The sequence below is a fragment of the Bifidobacterium magnum genome (genome assembly GCF_000741255.1).
GTDB lineage: Bacteria > Actinomycetota > Actinomycetes > Actinomycetales > Bifidobacteriaceae > Bifidobacterium > Bifidobacterium magnum.
Window position 1 is genome coordinate 256,075 of the sequence record NZ_JGZB01000004.1, and the last position, 17,832, is coordinate 273,906.

A 17,832-nucleotide genomic window follows, 5' to 3' on the forward strand; every position below is an offset into this window, starting at 1 on the left:
CCTTCTTTGGGTTACATGTCGGCGTGAGGATGGTGGAAGATCTTCGCCGTGAGTTGTTTGATGGTCTGCTGGTGGGTTAATGGGGGTAGGTCTCCGTCTTCCGGCTGGCGGTCTACTCCGTCCAACACGGGGGCGTGTACTGTCCGCAGTAGGGGTTTCAGTTCGGCGGCGTACTGTCGCATTTCTTTCTCATTGTTGCCGTAGAGGACGTTTTCGGGGACGCCTGTTTCTTTGGAGATCTGCTGGCGTAGCTTGTTGTTCTGTTCGGCTGTTTCGTATGCCTGTAGCTTCGCCTGTAGTTCCGCTATCTGTTGGGCTGCGTCCGCCTGTTCTGCGGCTTCTGGCGCGTCCTGTTCGGTGTGTTCGTCCATCATGCCTGTGCTTCCTTGAGCGTGATGATGGCGAGACGGTTCGGGTGGATGACACCCCATCCGATGCGGAACGTCTGGCGGATGGCCATGCTGTCGTAATCGAAGTAGCGGTCTTCGGTGCTGGAACATACCACGGTACCGTATGCGGACATGACTTCGCTAATGGAGTTGATGAGGATCTTGTTTGCTGGCGCTTGGTTGTTGAGCACGACTGGAAGGCCGTAGAGCACGGGGTTAGCGCTGTTTGCCGCCGTGGGGTCGATCATGGGGCGTCCGTCCGTGTATTTGAGCTGTAAGAGCTTCGCCCACGTTGCCGGACTGAGGATGATGGAAGACGGTTTGCCGCCGTTGATGGTGACTTTCGCCATTGCGCTTACGATCGGGTCGAGATTGGTGTCGATCGGGTCGGCGGTTACGGTGCCCTTCGTGTTGAACAGGCCGGTTGGCGCGTTGGGGTCGTTGGTCGGGTTGTTCTGAAGGAAGAAGGCGTCCGCCTTGTCGGTGAGGCTGCGTGCCATGGCGTCCACGATCTGTTCTTGCACGTTGTTTCCCATGTTTGCAATCTCGTTGCTGAATGCCTGAATGTTGGCGATCTTGCGCGTATGGGCTACGAGCGTGTTCATGGTTGCGCCGCCGTCGGGGATCTCTTCGCCTTCGGCCACGACTTGGCTTGCTGGCGGGGTGTCCACGTAGGGGATGTTCATGGCTGGCGCGTCGCCTACGATTACAGCGCCGAACGTGGTCTGGGTGTTGATGAGCGCGGTTGGGATGAGGTCGTTCGGATGGTATTCAACGGTTTGGCTACCGGCTGCGCCCGTCTGGGTTGTGGAGATTCCACTCATACTATTGTTTCCTTCTATATGGTTAATGGCCGTCTCCCGCGCGGGGAAGCGGCCATTAGAGGATATGGTAAGAAAAGAAACTCTCTCATGACTGCAGCCGGCGGGATTGGACTGTTCAGGGGTATCGACGCCGACTGGCTGTCATGACTGCATAGATTGCCAAGTTTATTCTATCTCATTTTTGTTGATTTTTCTAGTGTCCGCTGGCTTTATCGGGGGTGTGCGAGTTGGTGTCGGCTTGTTCTCGTTCGAGTGCGATCTGCTTCCAATACCGTTTTCCCTGACGGTATTCTCTGGCTTCCCGATTGAGCCTTCGAATGAGTTTGTAAAGATACTGGATGTGCGCTAAGGCTTCTTCGAGCGTCTTCGGGGTTACGGGATCTTTTAGATTCATTGGTTTCCTGTTCTTTGGTTATGCGAGCGTGTAGCGTCCGTTGTCTAGCTTCCTGATTTGTCCATCGTCAAGAAGCCCGTTAAACGCGGCATCGAACTGGTTGCGGTAGTTGCTGCGTACGGCACGCTTTAGTTCGTTCTCGGTGCAGTCGAAACCTTTGTGGAGTTGTTTGAGTATCGAGTTTTCTGCCCGTTCTCGGTGGGTGTCCTCTAGCCGTTCTTGCGCTTCGTCCATGTCGGTCAGCGCCTGTGTTTTCCGTTCGACACGTTTCGCACGGACTGTTTCTTCGCACATCTTGCGTGTTTCGCGGCTCTTGGCGAGGATAACTTTCGCGAGCTGGCAGTCTTCTTCGTTCACTTCATACCGGTTTTCAAGCAGTGCGAGCAGCGCCGCCGTTCTCCCGTAGAGTTCGATCTGATGGGAATCCTCTTCGGCGATAAGCCCCCGAACGCCGTTCTGCCTTGCTTGGAGCACTTCCTTTTTCACGCTTGCTGGGAAGGTGATGCGTCTGAGGGGGTACGGGTTGCGCACGCCTGTAGCCGTGTTAACGCGCTGCATGAGGCTATTGAGGCTTCCGGCTTCAATGGCGGCTTGCATGGCTTCCAAGCCGTTGCCCTTGGGCAATTCGGCCGTATTGTAGGGGAACGGGGTTTCCGGCAACGGGGTATCAGAAAACTCGGCGTCCGAATCGTTTACGGGAAGGTACAGGAATCTTGCCGTAAGTCCGGCTGAAGTCTCGTTGAAGATGATATTGGACTTTGCCGGTTGCATGCCGATAACGCTGGAGTACCTGTAGACGTCTTCGGGCAATGCGATTCGGAACTCTTTGCCTTTTGTGCTGTCGCCTATATCTTCGCCGCTGAATGCCGCCAGCAGCTTCGAGATCATTGATGAGCCTTGACGGTTCATGGAAGCGCCAAGGCCGGTAATCTCCGGCACGTAGGCGAAAAGACGGTCGGTGAGCACTTTATACTCGTATTCGCCTTTGACGGGTTTGCCGTTTTCACCGATTTTGGGTTGAGTGTCGATGAAGTAGGACGCGATTGCTTCGCCCGTCTTGGGGTTGATTTCTTTTAGAGGATTTCCGAACGGGGTGGGAAGCAGCTTTCGCGCGATTTTCATGGAGAGGCTCTTGCCGCTGCCAGTGGTGCCAACAAGAGCAACGTTGAGGTTTAGAGAGAGATCCACCATGGATGGAGCCATCTTTCCTACGATGTTGGGCGGGATTAATCCGCTGAATCGTGCTAGGATGGTTGCCACTAGTCCCCATTGGGCTAGCCATGCCGCATCAGCGTACTGTTTCACGTATCGAAGCCATTTTCTGGATTCGAAGAAGTCGCTGTCTGCGCGGTTGGGGGTCATTATGACTTGTCCTTTCGATAGGAAGGTAAGGTCTGGAACTTTCCAAGGGTCAGAAAGTGGAAGGTTCCAGATTTTTTTCTTTGAACGGGTCGTATGGGTTTCCGCTGAAGTCGCGGGGGATGCCGTCGCCGATGAAGTAGCCGTGTGGTGGTCGTCCGGCGTTTTCCTCTTCCGCGAGCTTCACGCGCCAGCGTTGCCAGCGGTAGCGGTATCGCATGTAGGATTCCTGACGCCCGTCCCACTTGGGCTCTTTCCATATGAGCGCGTCGGCGTAGGGGATGCCGTATTTTTCGCTTATTTCTTTGGCGGTAAGGGTTCGGATGTCATGGGCTTGTTCACGCTGCAATGGCGTCACTGGTTTTCACCACCTTCGAAGCGAGGAAGGCGTCGAGATCCGCCTTGCGGTAGAGGACGCGCTTTCCGATCTTGATGTAGAACGCGCCAGTGTTGCGGCTGCGCTGCATGGCCATTTGGCCCTTGCTCATGCCGGTGTAGGCTGCGGCTTCGTCCACGCTCATGGTCATGTTGTCGGGGTCTGTGGATGCGCCGATGCGTTGCATTACTTCGAGATACAGGTCTGATGTCTTCATGGTGCCTTCTTGGTCGAATTGGTAACTTGATGATTCGATTTAGAATCGTAACACTATGTTTCGTTTTTGACAAATCGTTTTCGATAAAATGAGTTTCTTTTTGGTAACGGCACTGTATAGAATCAAGCCATGACTGAACTCAGGGAGACAATAGGGCAGGCGGTCGCAATGCTACGGCAGAATGCCGGAATGACGGCGGAAGACCTTGCGGAAAAGATGCGAGATCGGGGATTCCGCTGGAACACGGTCACAGTGTCGAAGATTGAAAATGGCGAACGCCAATTGAAGCTCGAAGAATCTGCGGCCATGATGCAATGCGTGGGCATGGGAGCCGAAGATCTACCAAAACTTTTCGGAACGGGATTAGATTTTAAGATCAGCCGTCAAGCGAACATTGTTGAATGGAGCCACAACGATCTCAATAGACACATTGCTCATTTTAGGCATTTGCGCGATGAACTAGCGGAAATCGTGGCGGAAGCCGAAGGAAGCAATAACGTCTCTGAGGAGAAGCTTCAGCATGCAAAAGAAGTTCTTGGAAGAAGCTCTAATGAAGAGATCGTGAAACAAGTGAAAGATGGTCTTGGCGGCTGGTTTGTCAAGTGGTGAGCAATGGCGTCGATTACTTCATATACCAAGAAGAGCGGTGAACGCGCATGGCTGGTAAAATTCCGCGATAAAAACGACGCCAACCGACAAATCAAGAAAATGGGTTTCCGTACCAAAGCGGAAGCCAAGGCGTACGCGGACGAAGCGGAAAACGCCGTCAATCACGGCACTTTCGTACACCCGTCCAAGGGCAAAAGCGTAACAGTCTCAACGTTGGCGGCAACATGGCTGAAGAACAAGCGGGGCACGTCCAAACGCAAGTATTACGATACGTTGGCGTCCACATGGCATACGCATGTGGAACCGGCATTCGGATCACGAGCTGTGTCTTCAATCATGCCTTCAGAGATTCAAACATGGGTCAGCGCCATGAGCACTGGAGACGAGAAACGCGGCATACCGGCACGTAGCGCGAGCGTGGTGCAGCGTGCCGCCACCATCCTGAAGGGCGTGCTTGACATGGCAGTGGCGGACAAAATTATTAAAACGTCGCCCTACGTCCACATCGTCACACCCAAGAAACGGCATAAGGCGCGAGTGTACCTTACTGCGGAACAACTGTTCGCCCTAGCAGACGCCACAAGCCGTGAAGACGAACATCTCATTATTCTCACGCTTGGCTTATGCGGCTTGCGGTATGGAGAGGCGCGGGCGCTGAGAGCCAAGGACATCGATTATGAGAACGGTAGATTCCGTATTACAGCCAGCATGACGCGGCTTGCTAGCGGAGAGCTGGAAGTCACGACGCCGAAAACAGGAAAGCCACGAACCGTGCCGGTACCGCCACAGCTGCTGGACGCGCTGCGAAAGCATTGCGAACGTAAACAGCCGGATGACCTTGTTTTTACCAACAAGTACGGTGCGCCTATACAGGAATGCAGTAGGGCAAACCCAAGAACATGGTATGCAAGGGCGTTAAAGAAGGCTCATGTGCGTACCGTGCATGAGGACGGGACAGTAACCATGGAACCGGTTCCAAGCCTTACAGCGCATGATTTACGGCATACCGCCGCAAGTCTGGCGGTATCCAATGGAGCCAACGTGAAGGTTCTGCAGCGCATGCTTGGGCACCAGTCGGCTGCAATGACATTGGACACATATGCGGATCTCTTTGACAAGGATCTCGATGACCTGGCAAACAATATGGGCGCTACGATTAGCCGTGTCCGTGGCGGTGGAGAGAGCGATTAGGGGCAATGTTGGGAGCGAACACAACGATGAACCGCTTCAAGCCAAGAGACCCCTTTAACTCATTTGAGCTAGCAAGGCTTCATGTTCTCTAGCTCATTTGAGTTAGTTCGCGCCCTGATGGTCTCTTCGTCCGGCAGCTTGCTGAGGTCGTCATAACCCGCCATTTACCGCCAAGGGGTGTAGTGAATTGCTATACCCCCTTATCCCCTTCGCCCACATGATCACGGACGGCCTTCCGTAGATTTGCATAGCTGAGGACTGTCGTCACGTCGTTTGTTCCATTCGGGAAAAGGCATGAGATCACGTTTAACTCATTTGAGCTAGCAACGCTTTATGTCCTTAACTCATTTGAGCTAGTCTGCGCCTTGCTGGGATCGTCGTAATTCGCTATTTGCTGCCAAGAGGTGTAATGAATCGTTACACGTCTTGTCTTTCTACGGGGGTATCCATTTCGGATACCCCTTTGTCTTCGTCAAGGCAGCAGAGCGTTTCATGTCCCGTTATCCGGCTCATGGCTCATAAGGGCATTAACGGAAGGTGGACACTTTTAGGGCGGGTGGACAGTCAGGGTGGACGCCGGAAACGTTGAAATTTCAGGGGGTGGACGGGTGGACAGGGTGGACACTACACATATAGATACTTCTTCATGTCGTAATACTGGATGAAAAAGTTAGACTCTCTTACCACAGTAAATAAATATTAAAAAAATTAATTAATATTAAAAAACTAGATGGTACCAGAAAGGTACCATCTGTAAATAGTATTACCTTAATCAAAGAATGATGATGTTAAGCAATACGTTGCAATCATTGGGAATGTGAAGAGTGATAAATACCCATTAGTCGCTTTCGATTCCCGTCATCCGCTCTCTATCTTTTCTTCTTCTTTCTCCTCCTTTTGAAAATCCCGATTTCACTGCGTTCAGTGTACGGTTACTTGACATTCATCTAATATTCAGCTTGTTTTTAAGTTCGAATCACTTGATTTTTGGCATATTTCCGCCGATTCGTCGCATTTTTGCGACACGGGCTTTCAGGTTGCGTCATCTATCGATGAAATCCCAGTAATTCTCAGGAAACGTTTCATACGATGCAATGCGTTTAGGAAACGGACAACCGGACAGTAGGTGTTGCGGAGGCTGATACAGCCGGCCCAATACTGGCGCACGTGAAAGGGATGCGTGATTCATTATGAAGCGAACAGTGTGTTACGTACTTGCAAGCATTGCTGCGTTCGTATCGATTGTTGGCTTGGCGGCGCTTGGAGACAGCTTTCTGCATATGCTCATTTGGTTCGTCGCGTGGGCGATCGTGGCGATCGTCCTGTTGTATGTGGCCATGACTACTCCCGTTCCGCTCGACGATGATGAGCGTGACGAACACTGCAACGACTCCTACCAGCCCCATTTCGCGCGCAACCTTGCGGGCCTTCCCAAGGACTACACGGCCATCAATCTCGTCACGACGGGCGACAATCCCGCGGAAAACCAGATTATGGAATTCGGTGCCGTCCGTATGCGCAACGGCCGTCCCGTCAGCAAAATGAGCATGCTCGTCAATCCAGAACAACAGATTCCCGAATCCGTGGTCAAGAAAACCGGACTTACTCAAGAGACGCTGGAACGCCAGCCGGAAGTCGGAGTCGGACTGCGCCAGTTTTTTAATTTCGTGGGCTGCGATCCGCTCGTGTCCCCTTATATCGACCGTGATCGGACGTTCCTTGAGATCAACGCGCGACGCAACGGACTGCACATGCCGCCCAACGAACAGGTCGACACTCTGAAAATCGACCATTCCCTGTTCGACCAGGACCACAAGCGCCAAGATCTGCTCAACCGTTGCGCCGTGAACGACGCTCCCGTGGCGCGCGCGTTGCCGCGTGCGGAAACGACCGTGCAATGCTACGAATGGCTCAACCGTTGCGCCGACGAGCGCGTGCTGCAGGCGGCCGCTGTTCCCACACAACGTTAGACTTGACTCAAGTTCACTAAAATCATGACGTTCCATGGCGCTCGCCCGCGCCCGGAGCACATGCGGAACTTGAGAAAGGGGCGGGGCGTGCCGCAGATTGAAGTGTCGAAACATCCCGAGGCGTCCATTCCCGTAACGGACATGTCGCTGGCGGACATCAAACGCCGCCGCTCCCATCCGGCAATGTGGATCGTGCTCATGGTGCTCGTGCTGGCCGCCGTCATTGGGCCGTACTGGTACGGACGCCACTGCGCCGTCGCCTATACGCAGCAGCTCATCTCGCTGTTCTCCATGGTCCAGCCGCGCGCCGTGGCCATGCTTTCGTGGGACGCGACGGTGCTGGGCTTCATAGGACTCGGCATGACGGTGCTCGATCGCCACAAAATCCCGTGGTTCGTACTGTTCCTGTGCGGACTGGTGACCGAACAGTTCATGGCCGGCATTTCCATGCTCAAATTCCACTTCTGGGGCTCCACCTATGTGATGTACGGGCAGGCGAGCAATGTGCCCGACGCCGCGAATCTCGGCATTATCGCCGCCGTGATGGGGCTGGCCGTGTTCGCCGTGCTCTGGATCGGCCTGCTCATCGCAGTAAAGAAGAACTCGCCGCTTAACGTGCTCGCACGTACTTGGGTGTCATTCCTGTTCTACATGATCATTGAAGTGGCCGCGCTGTGCGTCGTGCTGTTCGGCGGTTTCATTCCGCGCCTGTAGCGAACGCGTTGCCGCATTTGTAGGGTTTGCAGTGTTTGCAGCCCCTAGAAGGCGGCGCTCGAGGAACACAGGAAATCCTTGCCCTCCGGTATGCTTGCTTGTTGGCGTGTTTCGCCCGCGGATAGAGAGCGCGCCAGCATAGGGCTGGCAGCACCGCGCAGCAACTATTAGGAGGAAACCGTGGCACTTACGGTCAACGAAAAGCAGCAGATTATCTCCGAGTACGCTACTCACGAGGGTGACACGGGTTCGCCTGAAGTCCAGATCGCCCTGCTGTCCAAGCGCATCTCCGACCTGACCGAGCACCTGAAGGATCACAAGCACGATCACCACTCCCGTCGTGGTCTGCTCCTCATGGTTGGTCACCGTCGTCGTCTTCTCGACTACCTGAAGAAGACCGACATCAACCGTTACCGTTCCATCGTGGAACGCCTCGGCCTGCGTCGATAATTGAGGCTTTAGCCCGAGCTTCGGCTCGGGCTCTTTGTATATTGCGCCTCCTAGAATCAGTTGCGGTGGATAAAGCGGCAAGGTGCCGCGCACGTTGATGGAAAAGCAAAGCAGTACAAGACGTACTTGAACCGAATTGACCACGCATCAACGTTTTGTTTGGAAGTTGGATAAAGAAAAATCAAAGGAGGAACCCTATGGAGGGTCCCGAAATCAAGGCCGTAGAGGCCGTTATTGACAATGGTTCGTTCGGTACGCGCACGTTGCGTTTCGAAACGGGCCGTCTGGCCCAGCAGGCCGATGGCGCTGTGGCCGCATACCTGGATGACGATTCCATGGTGCTGTCGACTACGACCGCCGGCTCCAGCCCGAAGGAAAACTACGATTTCTTCCCGCTGACGGTGGACGTGGAAGAGAAGATGTACGCGGCCGGCAAAATCCCGGGCTCGTTCTTCCGTCGTGAAGGCCGTCCGAGCAGCGAAGCCATCCTGGCTTGCCGCATCATCGACCGCCCGCTGCGCCCGCTGTTCCCGCACACGCTGCGCAACGAAGTGCAGGTTGTGGAAACCATTCTCGCCGTCAACCCTGAAGACTCTTACGACATGATCGCCATGAACGCCGCTTCGGCGTCCACGCTGATCTCCGGCCTGCCGTTCGGCGGCCCGGTCTCCGGCGTGCGCATGGCCCTGATCGACGGCCAGTGGGTCGCGTTCCCGCGTTGGAGCGAACGCGAACGCGCCGTGTTCGAAATCGTCGTGGCCGGCCGCGTCATCGAGAACGGTGACGTCGCCATCGCCATGATCGAGGCTGGCGCCGGCAAGAACGCCTGGCACCTGATTTACGACGAAGGCCAGCAGAAGCCGGATGAGGAAGTCGTCGCCGGTGGTCTCGAGGCCGCCAAGCCGTTCATCAAGACGATTTGCGAAGCCCAGAACGAGCTCAAGGCCATGGCCGCCAAGGAAACGCGCGATTTCCAGCTGTTCCCGGAGTACACCGACGAACTGTACGCGCGCATTGACGAAATCGCCCACGCCGACCTGAACGAGGCGCTCTCCATCGCCGAGAAGCTGCCGCGCCAGGAGCGCATCCACGAAATCAAGGAGAAGGTGCGCGAGACGCTGTCCGTGGAATTCACGGACATGGACGAGGCTGAGAAGGACAAGGAACTCGGCAACGCGTTCAAGGAGCTGCAGCGCCAGATTGTGCGCCGCCGCATCCTGACCGAGGATTACCGTATCGACGGCCGCGGCCTGCGCGACATCCGCACGCTGTCCGCCGAAATCGGCATTGTGCCGCGCGTGCACGGTTCCGCACTGTTCCAGCGCGGTGAAACCCAGATCCTGGGTGTGACCACGCTCGCCATGCTCAAGATGGAGCAGCAGATTGACGCGCTGTCGGGCCCGCAGTCCAAGCGCTACATGCACAACTACGAGATGCCGCCGTACTCCACGGGTGAGACGGGCCGCGTGGGCTCCCCGAAGCGCCGTGAAATCGGCCACGGCGCCCTCGCCGAGAAGGCTCTCGTGCCGGTACTGCCGAGCCGCGAAGAGTTCCCGTACGCCATCCGCCAGGTCTCCGAAGCCATCGGCTCCAACGGTTCGACCTCCATGGGTTCCGTGTGCGCTTCGACGCTGTCCCTGCTGGACGCCGGCGTTCCGCTGAAGGCTCCGGTGGCGGGCATCGCGATGGGCCTCGTCTCGGGCGATGTGGACGGCGAGCACGTCTACAAGACGCTGACCGATATTCTGGGCGCTGAAGACGCGTTCGGCGACATGGACTTCAAGGTCGCCGGCACCTCCGAGTTCATCACGGCCCTGCAGCTCGACACCAAGCTCGACGGCATTCCGGCCGACGTGCTGGCCGCCGCCCTGAAGCAGGCCCACGAAGCCCGCGCCACGATCCTCGACCTGATCAACGAGTGCATCGACGGCCCGGCCGACATGAGCGACTACGCTCCGCGCATCATCACCACCACGATCCCGGTGGACAAGATCGGCGAAGTCATTGGCCCGAAGGGCAAGATGATCAACCAGATCCAGGAAGACACGGGCGCTGAAATCGCCATCGAGGATGACGGTACCGTCTACATCTCTTCCGAAGGTGGCGAAGCCGCCGAAGCCGCGAAGAAGATCATCGACCAGATCGCCAACCCGCACGTGCCGGAAGCCGGCGAAACGTACACGGGTAAGGTTGTCAAGACCACGAGCTTCGGCGCGTTCGTCAACCTGACCCCGGGCACCGACGGCCTGCTGCACATCTCCCAGATCCGCAACCTCGCCGACGGCGAGCGCATCGACGCTGTGGAAGACGTGCTCAAGGAAGGCGACGAAGTCGAGGTAGTCGTGCAGTCCGTGGACGACCGCGGCAAGATCTCGCTCGCCATTCCGGGCTTCGAGAACCAGGAATCTTCCGCTCCGGCTCGCCGCGAGCGTTCCGAGCGCCACGATGACCGTCGTCATGACGATCGCCGCCATGAGGACCGCCGTCACGACGACCGTCCGCGTCGCCGTTCCCACCGCGATGAGGATCGCGACGATCGCGATTATGAGGATCGTCCGCGTCGCCACCGTCGTGAAGACGACCGCGATGAGCGTGACTACGAAGATCGTCCGCGCCGTCGTCGCGAGTACGACGACCGTGACGAGCGCGATTACGACGACCGTCCGCGCCGCCGTTCGCACCGTGATGACGACCGCCGTGATGATCGTCCGCGCCGCCGTTCGCGCCGCGACGACCGCAACCCGCGTTACGTGGAAGACGACCACTACGACGAGTACCGCGCTGACCGCGAAGAGCGTTCCGAGCGTCCGCGCCGCCGTATCCGCCGCGACTTCGATCCGTACGACGACTGAGCGATGACGGCCGGTACCGATCTTGCGTGGCATACGGTGCGCAGGTGACGTGACGGCATAGCCAGATACTGAAAGGGCCGAGCTCCTGATGGAGCCCGGCCCTTGTCATATTCGGGACCGCTAGCCGCCCAACCGATGGGCCTCGAACGGTCGCGAACTATCGTCCGCCGAACGAACCACCGCCAGCGCCGCCTCCGCCGCCGCCGAATCCGCCGGAACTGAACGATCCGCCGCTGGAACCGGACGATGAGGGCGCGGCCGCATGGATCGTGGAACTGATCGAGCTCATGCTGTCGCTGAACATGCTGCCGAAGTCCATGGCGCCCGCGCCGGCAAATCCGCCCATGAACGCGTCGCCACCGCCCGCACCGTGTCCGCCGCTGAAATGGTCGTCCACCGCGCGCGAGATCGACCAGTACATGAGCACGTCCATGCCAGAAATGGAAGCGCCGTCACCGGGCTCGTACAGTTGCGCTTTCTTGAATTCGCGCAACGCTTGCGCCGAAATGCCGAAGGCCGTGGCGTATACGAGATAGCGGCCCCACATGGGCAGGTCGGCGCTCGAACGGTCCTTGAACGAGCTGAAATCTTCCAGGTACCGGCACAATCCCAACGTTTTGCCGGCCAATTCCTGTCCGCGCGGCACGGTGAGTACCGTATAGCTGCCGTAACACAGCGAGAATACGGCGATGAAGGTGCACGGCAGCGAGAACAGCACGGCCAGCGCGAGCTGCTGCGCGCTCAGCGTGAAGAACATGAGGCTGGTAATCGCCACAATGAACAGCAGGATGCCGCACATCACCGTGCCGCCGCCTGACGGTTTCGTCGCATCCAGCGCCTTGTACTCGTCGGCGGCCGCATCCGTGAACGCCGACAGGTACGTGATGCCTTTCTTCCACGATTTAAGCGCGCCCTGCATCTGCTCGAAATCGAAGACGGGAACGTTGTTCAGGCGTTTGCTTACTTTGAGCAGCAGCGTGAGCTCGGCCTCCTCCGATTCGCAGAGCCGCAGCGACTGCTGGTTCTGGTATGCCACGGGCTGGATCACGATCGTGCTCGTCTTGGCCATGCGCGAGCGCGACTCGTTTTGCTCGGCCAACTGTTGGCTCGCCTGCAGCGCCAACTGCGGATTGCTCATGTCGATGCCGCGGTACAGCGTGGACGGTCCCGGATACACAGCGATGGCGCCTTTGGAAATCAGCGACATGAGCGTTGCGGCCAGCTGCCGGTTGCTGAGTTTCGTGGGCGATTCCGAGCGCAGCATGCCGTAGAGCGCCGCGGCGGCCGCGGGACTCATGTCGAGCGGCTCGCGCCAATATTCCATGTCGCCTTGGTATTGCGCGCGCTTGCGCGTACGGATGGCGTTGCGCAACGCGAACACGCTCAAGACCACGCCGAGCACAAGTACCACGATCCACATGGCTACCACTAGGCGCGCATGACGCTGTTGCGCCGCACGCCAGGCCCGCTCTTGCTGGTCCTCATCCTGAAGAATGTACTGTTTACGCGGGCTATTTTCCATACGGCTCGCATGGACGAGCGAATGGTCCACCATAAGCACCAGATCCACGTAGTTGCTCGCGTGAATGTCGGATGCGCTGAAATGCAACGTGTCGCCGTCGCGTGAGGTGGTGGACTGTCCCGAATAGTGCAGCCACGCCCATGAATTGTCTTTCGTTGCGCCATCGGGCAGTTTGACGGTCGCCGTCAGCTCCTCGATGGGCGTACGGTTTGTCGCTCCGAGCGGCTCCCATTGGAATGTGGCGACATCCGTATACGACGTGCCCACATTGTGCCAAGTCATGCCGATTTCGAATTTCATGCTGTGTGCGGAGGTGGTGGTCGGAATGTTCCAGCCGATTTCCACCGTCTTGTCGGGGTCGGCGTTACTGTCGCCCACATTGGCGGGAATAAGTCCGTCAATATCGGAGTCGAACGGCTCAGGATGCGATTCGGAGGTCGTTACGTCCCCGATATACCAATGATTTTCGTACTGGTCCCATGATGAAGGCGACACATACTCGGCGTTCACGGGATCCATTTGCGTATACGTGACGCCCGTCGTCAGATCTTTGACGGAAATGTCGGAAATATTGGTCAGGTCGGTCGCGCGCAGACGGTACTGCTGGTACAGCTGGCGCCACGGTACCGTTTCGTCGTCATCCTCGCGCTTGTCCAGGCGCACGTCGACCGTTTCCACGATACGCAAATTGCCGTCCTCTTCGACGGTAACGTCATAATCAAGCGCGTTGTACGACAAATCGGGCCGGTTGTAGGCGATAACGGCGGTGATGCCCAGAATAAAACTGAACGCCACCGCCGTAACCACCACGGACAGCACGAGACATTTAAAAAAGTGCGATTTCGATTTCATGGGACCGTACTGCCTTTCTTGCCGCGCGTCCGCCGCGCCTCATGCGCGCTCCGGACGGCAGGGAAGTTACGAGAATGAGACGGTCGGCACATTGGCGGCCGACTCGGGGGCCTTGAAATATTGCGCTGCCTCGAAATGGAACAGCGAGGCGACAATATTGCTGGGGATCTGCTGCGTCGCGTTGTTGTACTTGAGCGTCACATCGTTGTAGAACTGGCGCGCGTAGGCGATCTTGTCTTCCAGCGAGGCGAGCTGCTGCTGCAAGCTCATGAAGTTCTGGCTGGCCTGCAGCTGCGGATAGTTTTCGGCCACGGCGCGAAGCTGGACAAGCGCTTGCGTCAGCCGCGCCTCGATGGCCGCACGATCCTCGCGCGTCAGGTTGGCGTTGCCCGCCGCCTCCACAGCCTGGGCGCGCGCCTTGGTCACCTCTTCAAATACTTTCGATTCATGCGTGGCGTATCCCTGCACGGTCGCCACGAGATTGGGAACCAGGTCGGCGCGCTGTTTGAGCGCCACGTCGATTTGCGCCCATCCGTTGGCGACGCGGTTGCGCAGCGACACCAGATTGTTGTAGGCCAACACAAGCCACAAGATCAAAATCACTGCGATAACGGCCGCCACAATGCCACATACCATTGCCATATCCCGTTCCTGCCTTTCCTAACGTTTGTCATCACCAGCGTATGGGGAGGGTGGAGGAAGGTCAAAAAATTCTCACGCATTCACGCGCAAGCATGGTTTGCTGAACAAATGCTGGAGATACGTGTTTGGCGAATTTTCATGGACTTTCCAAGCTCAGTTGGTATAAAGTGGCCAACAAGCTAGCCGTTTAAGGAAAGGATCCGTCATGGACGCAATTCGTATGACTTCCGCACACACCGCTCTTATGGAACAGTTCCCGATCGAGAAGGACGCCGTTGAGCACCACTCCATCATCGAGAACCCGCTCGTGCAGAACGACCTCGTCATTCTCGACGCCGGCCAGAGCATCGCTGAGCACGCTTCCGACCAGCTCGTCGTGGCCACGCTCGTGTACGGCTCCATCGAATTCACCGTCCAGGGCGAAGTGCAGTACATGCACGCCGGCGATGTGATCTACATGGCTCCGGGCGAGCTGCACTCCATCAAGGCCATGGAGCAGAGCTACATGTCGCTGACCAAGATCAATTCCAAGGCTGTTGACTGTCTCGAGGACGAAGAGGCCGAAGAAGAAGCCGAAGCTGTGGAAAACGAAGAAGCTGAAGCCGGCAAGTGCGGCTGCAACTGCAGCAAGTGATGCGCCGCTAGAACGCTGATTCAGACTTATTGACCAACGTTCCTGGATTGCAAACCGAAGGGCCCGCAATGGCAATGCCATTACGGGCCCTTTCATATATCTCTATATAACGCCTAATGCCGCGCCAAGCGCCTTACGGCAGCATCTGCAGCTCTTCTGGCGTGAGCTTCAGATCGCCGGCCTTGAGTGAATCAAGAATCGTCTCGGGACGGTGGGCGCCCGGAATCACGAACACGTGGTCGTCCTTGGCGAGCTCCCATGCGAGCACGACCTGCTGGTAGGAGACGCCATGGGCTTCGGCGATCTTGCGGAACGGATCGAACTTCGTTTCGTCCTTGGGCTTGCGGAAACCGCCCAACGGGCTCCAGCACACGAAGGAGATGCCGATGCGCGCGGCATGTTCCAACGTGTCCTGCGTTTCCAAATAGATGGGGGAGTACTGGTTCTGCACGGCCACGAGCGCGTCGCCCAGAATTTTCTGGGCGATGTCCATCTGCTCGATCGACGCGTTGGATACGCCCAGCGTCTGCGCAATGCCCGCATCGTAGATTTCCTTCATGGCCTCAATCGATTCGCCATAGGGGATCTTCGGGTCCGGGCGGTGGAGGTAGAGCAGGTCGATCGTGTCCACGCCCAGCTCGTATGCGCTTTCCTTGGCGCACTTGATGAGGTTCTCGGGGCTGCCGTCCACATCCCACGTGGGCTTGCCGTCCGTAAAGTTGCGGTAGTGGCCCACCTTCGTGGCGATCAGCACTTCGTCCTTCGGGCCCTTCCAGCTGCTCATGGCTTCGCGGATCAGCTTTTCGCCCGTCTGCTCCTCGCCGCCCGAGCAGTAGTATGCCCAGGCCGTGTCGATCTGGCGGCAACCCGCGTCAAGCGCCGCGTGAATCGTCTCGACGCCTTTGGCCGGGCCAAGGTTGTTTTCAATGGTGAGCGGCATTTCGCCCAATCCGATGGCGGTCGTGTCGAACGGACCGAGATTACGGTGCAATACCATGATGTTTCGCTTTCTTTCAAGGAATCGGTACTTCCTAGGTTTAGCAGAAAAAGCGGGGCGGCGCGTGGAGGCGCTACTGTGCGGGCATGCCTATAGAATGGAACGCGTTGTTTTTCCAGAAAAGCGTGACAAGAAGAGACGAAGAGACGTGACAATGAAGCATCGCAGAAAGCCGGAAGTGCTTGCCCCCGCAGGCAATTTGCGCGGACTGATCACCGCCGTGGATTACGGCGCCGACGCCGTCTATTGCGGCGGCAAAGCGTTCGGTATGCGGTCGGCGCCCAAGAACCTGAGCCTGGAGGATTTTGAAGAGGGCAGCCGTTATGCCCATGAGCATGGCGCGCGTGTATACGTGACCTGCAATATTTTACCGCGCAACGATGAAGTCAAAGCCATCGAGCAGTATTTGGGCGATTTGAAGGACACGGGCGTGGACGCGCTGATTGTCACCGACATCGGCGTGCTCATGATGGCGCGCCGTGTGGCGCCCAACCTTGAACTCCACGTGTCCACGCAGGCGGGAGTCACGAACTATCTGGCTGCCAACGCGCTCTACGAGCTTGGCGCGCGCCGTGTGGTGCTCGCCCGCGAAATGGACTTGCAGGCCGTGCGAGACATTCGCGCCAACATTCCCGACGACATGGATATCGAAACTTTTGTGCATGGCAGCATGTGCATGGCATTCTCGGGCCGTTGCCTGATCTCCAACTATTTGACGGGCCGTGACGGCAACCATGGCGAATGCGCCCAGCCGTGCCGCTGGAAGTACTCGCTGGTGGAAGAGAAGCGCCCGGGGCAGGTGTTCCCCGTCAACGAGACGAATGACGGCACCTACATTTTCAACTCCCAGGACATGTGCATGATGGAGCACATTGACGACCTGATCGATTCGGGCGCCACGAGCCTGAAAATCGAAGGCCGTTCCAAGTCCGCGTACTATATCGCGGCCATGACGAACGCTTACAAGACGGCCGTGAACGAATACATGGTGCAGCGCGGTTTTGAGGACGAGGAAGGCCACGAACTCAAGCCGTTCCGCGACCGTGTGGTGCGCTCGGCGGACAACTACGAGGACAACCGCGTCGATTCCATCATGCAGGAATCCGCCCAGTCGTTCCACGGTATGGTCGATCCGGAAGGCCCCGGCGAGGACCTATCCATTCCGGCCCAAGAGGACACCGAAGCCACGGGATTCCGCCATGCCCAGACCGTGCCGGCGCCCCCCGTCACGTTGCCCGACTGGCTGCTCGAAGAGCCCGGCAAGGTCGCGCACCGCGACTATTCCACAGGCTTCTACTATCCGCGCCAGAAGGTCACGCAGAACACGGACCGTTCCTCCTACTTCCGCGAATGGCTTGTTGTGGGCGAAGTGCTGTCCTGGAGCCCCGAGGACGGCGGCCGTGTCACCGTCATGAGCCGCAACAAGATGGAACCGGGCCAGCTCGTCGAATTCCTGCTGCCGGGCCAGCCGCCGCTGGAATTCACGGTTCCCGACAACGGCATCCGGGACGAAGACGGCAACCCCGTGGCGCTGATCAACAACCCCGCGCATGTGTTCTCCATGCCTTGCGCGGTCGAGGTGCCCGTCAACGCCGCCATGCGCTCGCGCACCAAAAAGCCGACGCTGAAAGCCGCCTAAGTCTGACAGCAAAACGGCATGACCATGCCGTGGCGAGAGGCTACAGTGTGCATTATGAACAAGAACGATGATGACAACATTGAAGCCTTCTCGGCCGAAGAGGCCATTCAGGAAGCCGAAGAAACGGTAAACGAGGAAGCCGAAAAGATCGCCAAGTCCGAGGCCAACAAGGCCGCGGACTTGAGCGCGGCCCTCGGCCAG

16 protein-coding genes are annotated in these 17,832 nt (G+C 57.5%); 8 read left to right on the forward strand and 8 right to left on the reverse strand.

Features of this window, described 5'->3' with window-relative positions; genetic code table 11:
- Positions 1-11 precede the first annotated feature (11 nt).
- The 5 genes from BMAGN_RS07875 to BMAGN_RS04665 all read right to left on the reverse strand — a co-directional run bounded on the left by BMAGN_RS07875 (position 12) and on the right by BMAGN_RS04665 (position 3,559).
- The gene (locus tag BMAGN_RS07875) at positions 12-374 is read right to left on the reverse strand and encodes a hypothetical protein (RefSeq protein ID WP_022860013.1); all 363 of its coding nucleotides are present in this window, start codon (positions 372-374) and stop codon (positions 12-14) included.
- Positions 371-1,213 carry a phage major capsid protein gene (locus BMAGN_RS04645; RefSeq protein WP_022860014.1) on the reverse strand — a complete coding sequence of 281 codons (843 nt, stop codon included), beginning with the start codon at positions 1,211-1,213 and terminating at the stop codon, positions 371-373. The genes BMAGN_RS07875 and BMAGN_RS04645 overlap by 4 nt, the downstream gene beginning before the upstream one ends.
- Positions 1,214-1,625: 412 nt before the next feature.
- Complete coding sequence (locus tag BMAGN_RS04655; RefSeq protein ID WP_022860016.1) at positions 1,626-2,969, reverse strand: YfjI family protein; 1,344 nt, start codon at positions 2,967-2,969, stop codon at positions 1,626-1,628.
- A 49-nt stretch (positions 2,970-3,018) separates the two neighbouring features.
- Positions 3,019-3,324: a hypothetical protein gene (locus BMAGN_RS04660; protein WP_022860017.1), complete on the reverse strand. Its 306-nt coding sequence runs from the start codon at positions 3,322-3,324 to the stop codon at positions 3,019-3,021.
- Positions 3,305-3,559 (reverse strand): helix-turn-helix domain-containing protein, encoded by a 255-nt coding sequence (locus tag BMAGN_RS04665; protein ID WP_022860018.1) that lies wholly within the window; start codon positions 3,557-3,559, stop codon positions 3,305-3,307. The genes BMAGN_RS04660 and BMAGN_RS04665 overlap by 20 nt, the downstream gene beginning before the upstream one ends.
- 129 nt (positions 3,560-3,688) lie before the next feature.
- On the opposite strand from BMAGN_RS04665, the gene BMAGN_RS04670 reads away from it, so the two are divergent.
- The 6 genes from BMAGN_RS04670 to BMAGN_RS04695 all read left to right on the forward strand — a co-directional run bounded on the left by BMAGN_RS04670 (position 3,689) and on the right by BMAGN_RS04695 (position 11,345).
- On the forward strand, positions 3,689-4,168 hold the full coding sequence (locus BMAGN_RS04670; protein ID WP_022860019.1) for a helix-turn-helix domain-containing protein: 480 nt from the start codon (positions 3,689-3,691) through the stop codon (positions 4,166-4,168).
- 3 nt (positions 4,169-4,171) lie between these two features.
- Positions 4,172-5,359: a tyrosine-type recombinase/integrase gene (locus BMAGN_RS04675; protein ID WP_022860020.1), complete on the forward strand. Its 1,188-nt coding sequence runs from the start codon at positions 4,172-4,174 to the stop codon at positions 5,357-5,359.
- 1,280 nt (positions 5,360-6,639) lie between these two features.
- A complete protein-coding gene (locus tag BMAGN_RS04680; RefSeq protein ID WP_022860021.1) occupies positions 6,640-7,329 on the forward strand; it encodes a 3'-5' exonuclease in 690 nt (229 codons plus the stop codon).
- Between the two features lie 60 nt (positions 7,330-7,389).
- On the forward strand, positions 7,390-8,043 hold the full coding sequence (locus tag BMAGN_RS04685) for a hypothetical protein (RefSeq protein WP_051126642.1): 654 nt from the start codon (positions 7,390-7,392) through the stop codon (positions 8,041-8,043).
- 180 nt (positions 8,044-8,223) lie between these two features.
- Positions 8,224-8,493, forward strand: coding sequence for a 30S ribosomal protein S15 (gene rpsO / locus BMAGN_RS04690; RefSeq protein ID WP_022860023.1), 270 nt, complete (start codon positions 8,224-8,226; stop codon positions 8,491-8,493).
- A gap of 197 nt (positions 8,494-8,690) precedes the next feature.
- Positions 8,691-11,345, forward strand: coding sequence for a polyribonucleotide nucleotidyltransferase (locus BMAGN_RS04695; protein WP_022860024.1), 2,655 nt, complete (start codon positions 8,691-8,693; stop codon positions 11,343-11,345).
- Between the two features lie 157 nt (positions 11,346-11,502).
- On the opposite strand, the gene BMAGN_RS04700 is transcribed toward BMAGN_RS04695, so the two are convergent.
- On the reverse strand, positions 11,503-13,719 hold the full coding sequence (locus tag BMAGN_RS04700) for a DUF2207 domain-containing protein (protein WP_022860025.1): 2,217 nt from the start codon (positions 13,717-13,719) through the stop codon (positions 11,503-11,505).
- A gap of 66 nt (positions 13,720-13,785) precedes the next feature.
- Positions 13,786-14,355 carry a LemA family protein gene (locus tag BMAGN_RS04705; RefSeq protein WP_026502069.1) on the reverse strand — a complete coding sequence of 190 codons (570 nt, stop codon included), beginning with the start codon at positions 14,353-14,355 and terminating at the stop codon, positions 13,786-13,788.
- Positions 14,356-14,566: 211 nt separating this feature from the next.
- Here BMAGN_RS04705 and BMAGN_RS07880 point away from each other — a divergent pair, with 211 nt between their 5' ends.
- Positions 14,567-14,995, forward strand: coding sequence for a cupin domain-containing protein (locus tag BMAGN_RS07880; RefSeq protein WP_022860027.1), 429 nt, complete (start codon positions 14,567-14,569; stop codon positions 14,993-14,995).
- Between the two features lie 133 nt (positions 14,996-15,128).
- Here BMAGN_RS07880 and BMAGN_RS04715 read toward each other — a convergent pair whose 3' ends face one another.
- Positions 15,129-15,992 (reverse strand): aldo/keto reductase, encoded by an 864-nt coding sequence (locus BMAGN_RS04715; RefSeq protein WP_022860028.1) that lies wholly within the window; start codon positions 15,990-15,992, stop codon positions 15,129-15,131.
- Positions 15,993-16,146: 154 nt separating this feature from the next.
- Here BMAGN_RS04715 and BMAGN_RS04720 point away from each other — a divergent pair, with 154 nt between their 5' ends.
- A complete protein-coding gene (locus BMAGN_RS04720; RefSeq protein ID WP_026502070.1) occupies positions 16,147-17,631 on the forward strand; it encodes a peptidase U32 family protein in 1,485 nt (494 codons plus the stop codon).
- Positions 17,632-17,832: the final 201 nt, after the last annotated feature.

Coding starts and splice junctions, on each gene's coding strand:
- BMAGN_RS04715 (WP_022860028.1), bottom strand. CDS start 15,992: ATGGTATTGCACCGTAATCTCGGTCCGTTCGACACGACCGCCATCGGA.
- BMAGN_RS07875 (WP_022860013.1), bottom strand. CDS start 374: ATGATGGACGAACACACCGAACAGGACGCGCCAGAAGCCGCAGAACAG.
- BMAGN_RS04645 (WP_022860014.1), bottom strand. CDS start 1,213: ATGAGTGGAATCTCCACAACCCAGACGGGCGCAGCCGGTAGCCAAACC.
- BMAGN_RS04695 (WP_022860024.1), top strand. CDS start 8,691: ATGGAGGGTCCCGAAATCAAGGCCGTAGAGGCCGTTATTGACAATGGT.
- BMAGN_RS04720 (WP_026502070.1), top strand. CDS start 16,147: ATGAAGCATCGCAGAAAGCCGGAAGTGCTTGCCCCCGCAGGCAATTTG.
- BMAGN_RS07880 (WP_022860027.1), top strand. CDS start 14,567: ATGGACGCAATTCGTATGACTTCCGCACACACCGCTCTTATGGAACAG.
- BMAGN_RS04705 (WP_026502069.1), bottom strand. CDS start 14,355: ATGGTATGTGGCATTGTGGCGGCCGTTATCGCAGTGATTTTGATCTTG.
- BMAGN_RS04675 (WP_022860020.1), top strand. CDS start 4,172: ATGGCGTCGATTACTTCATATACCAAGAAGAGCGGTGAACGCGCATGG.
- BMAGN_RS04700 (WP_022860025.1), bottom strand. CDS start 13,719: ATGAAATCGAAATCGCACTTTTTTAAATGTCTCGTGCTGTCCGTGGTG.
- BMAGN_RS04655 (WP_022860016.1), bottom strand. CDS start 2,969: ATGACCCCCAACCGCGCAGACAGCGACTTCTTCGAATCCAGAAAATGG.
- BMAGN_RS04685 (WP_051126642.1), top strand. CDS start 7,390: ATGCGGAACTTGAGAAAGGGGCGGGGCGTGCCGCAGATTGAAGTGTCG.
- BMAGN_RS04670 (WP_022860019.1), top strand. CDS start 3,689: ATGACTGAACTCAGGGAGACAATAGGGCAGGCGGTCGCAATGCTACGG.
- BMAGN_RS04665 (WP_022860018.1), bottom strand. CDS start 3,559: ATGAAGACATCAGACCTGTATCTCGAAGTAATGCAACGCATCGGCGCA.
- BMAGN_RS04680 (WP_022860021.1), top strand. CDS start 6,640: ATGCTCATTTGGTTCGTCGCGTGGGCGATCGTGGCGATCGTCCTGTTG.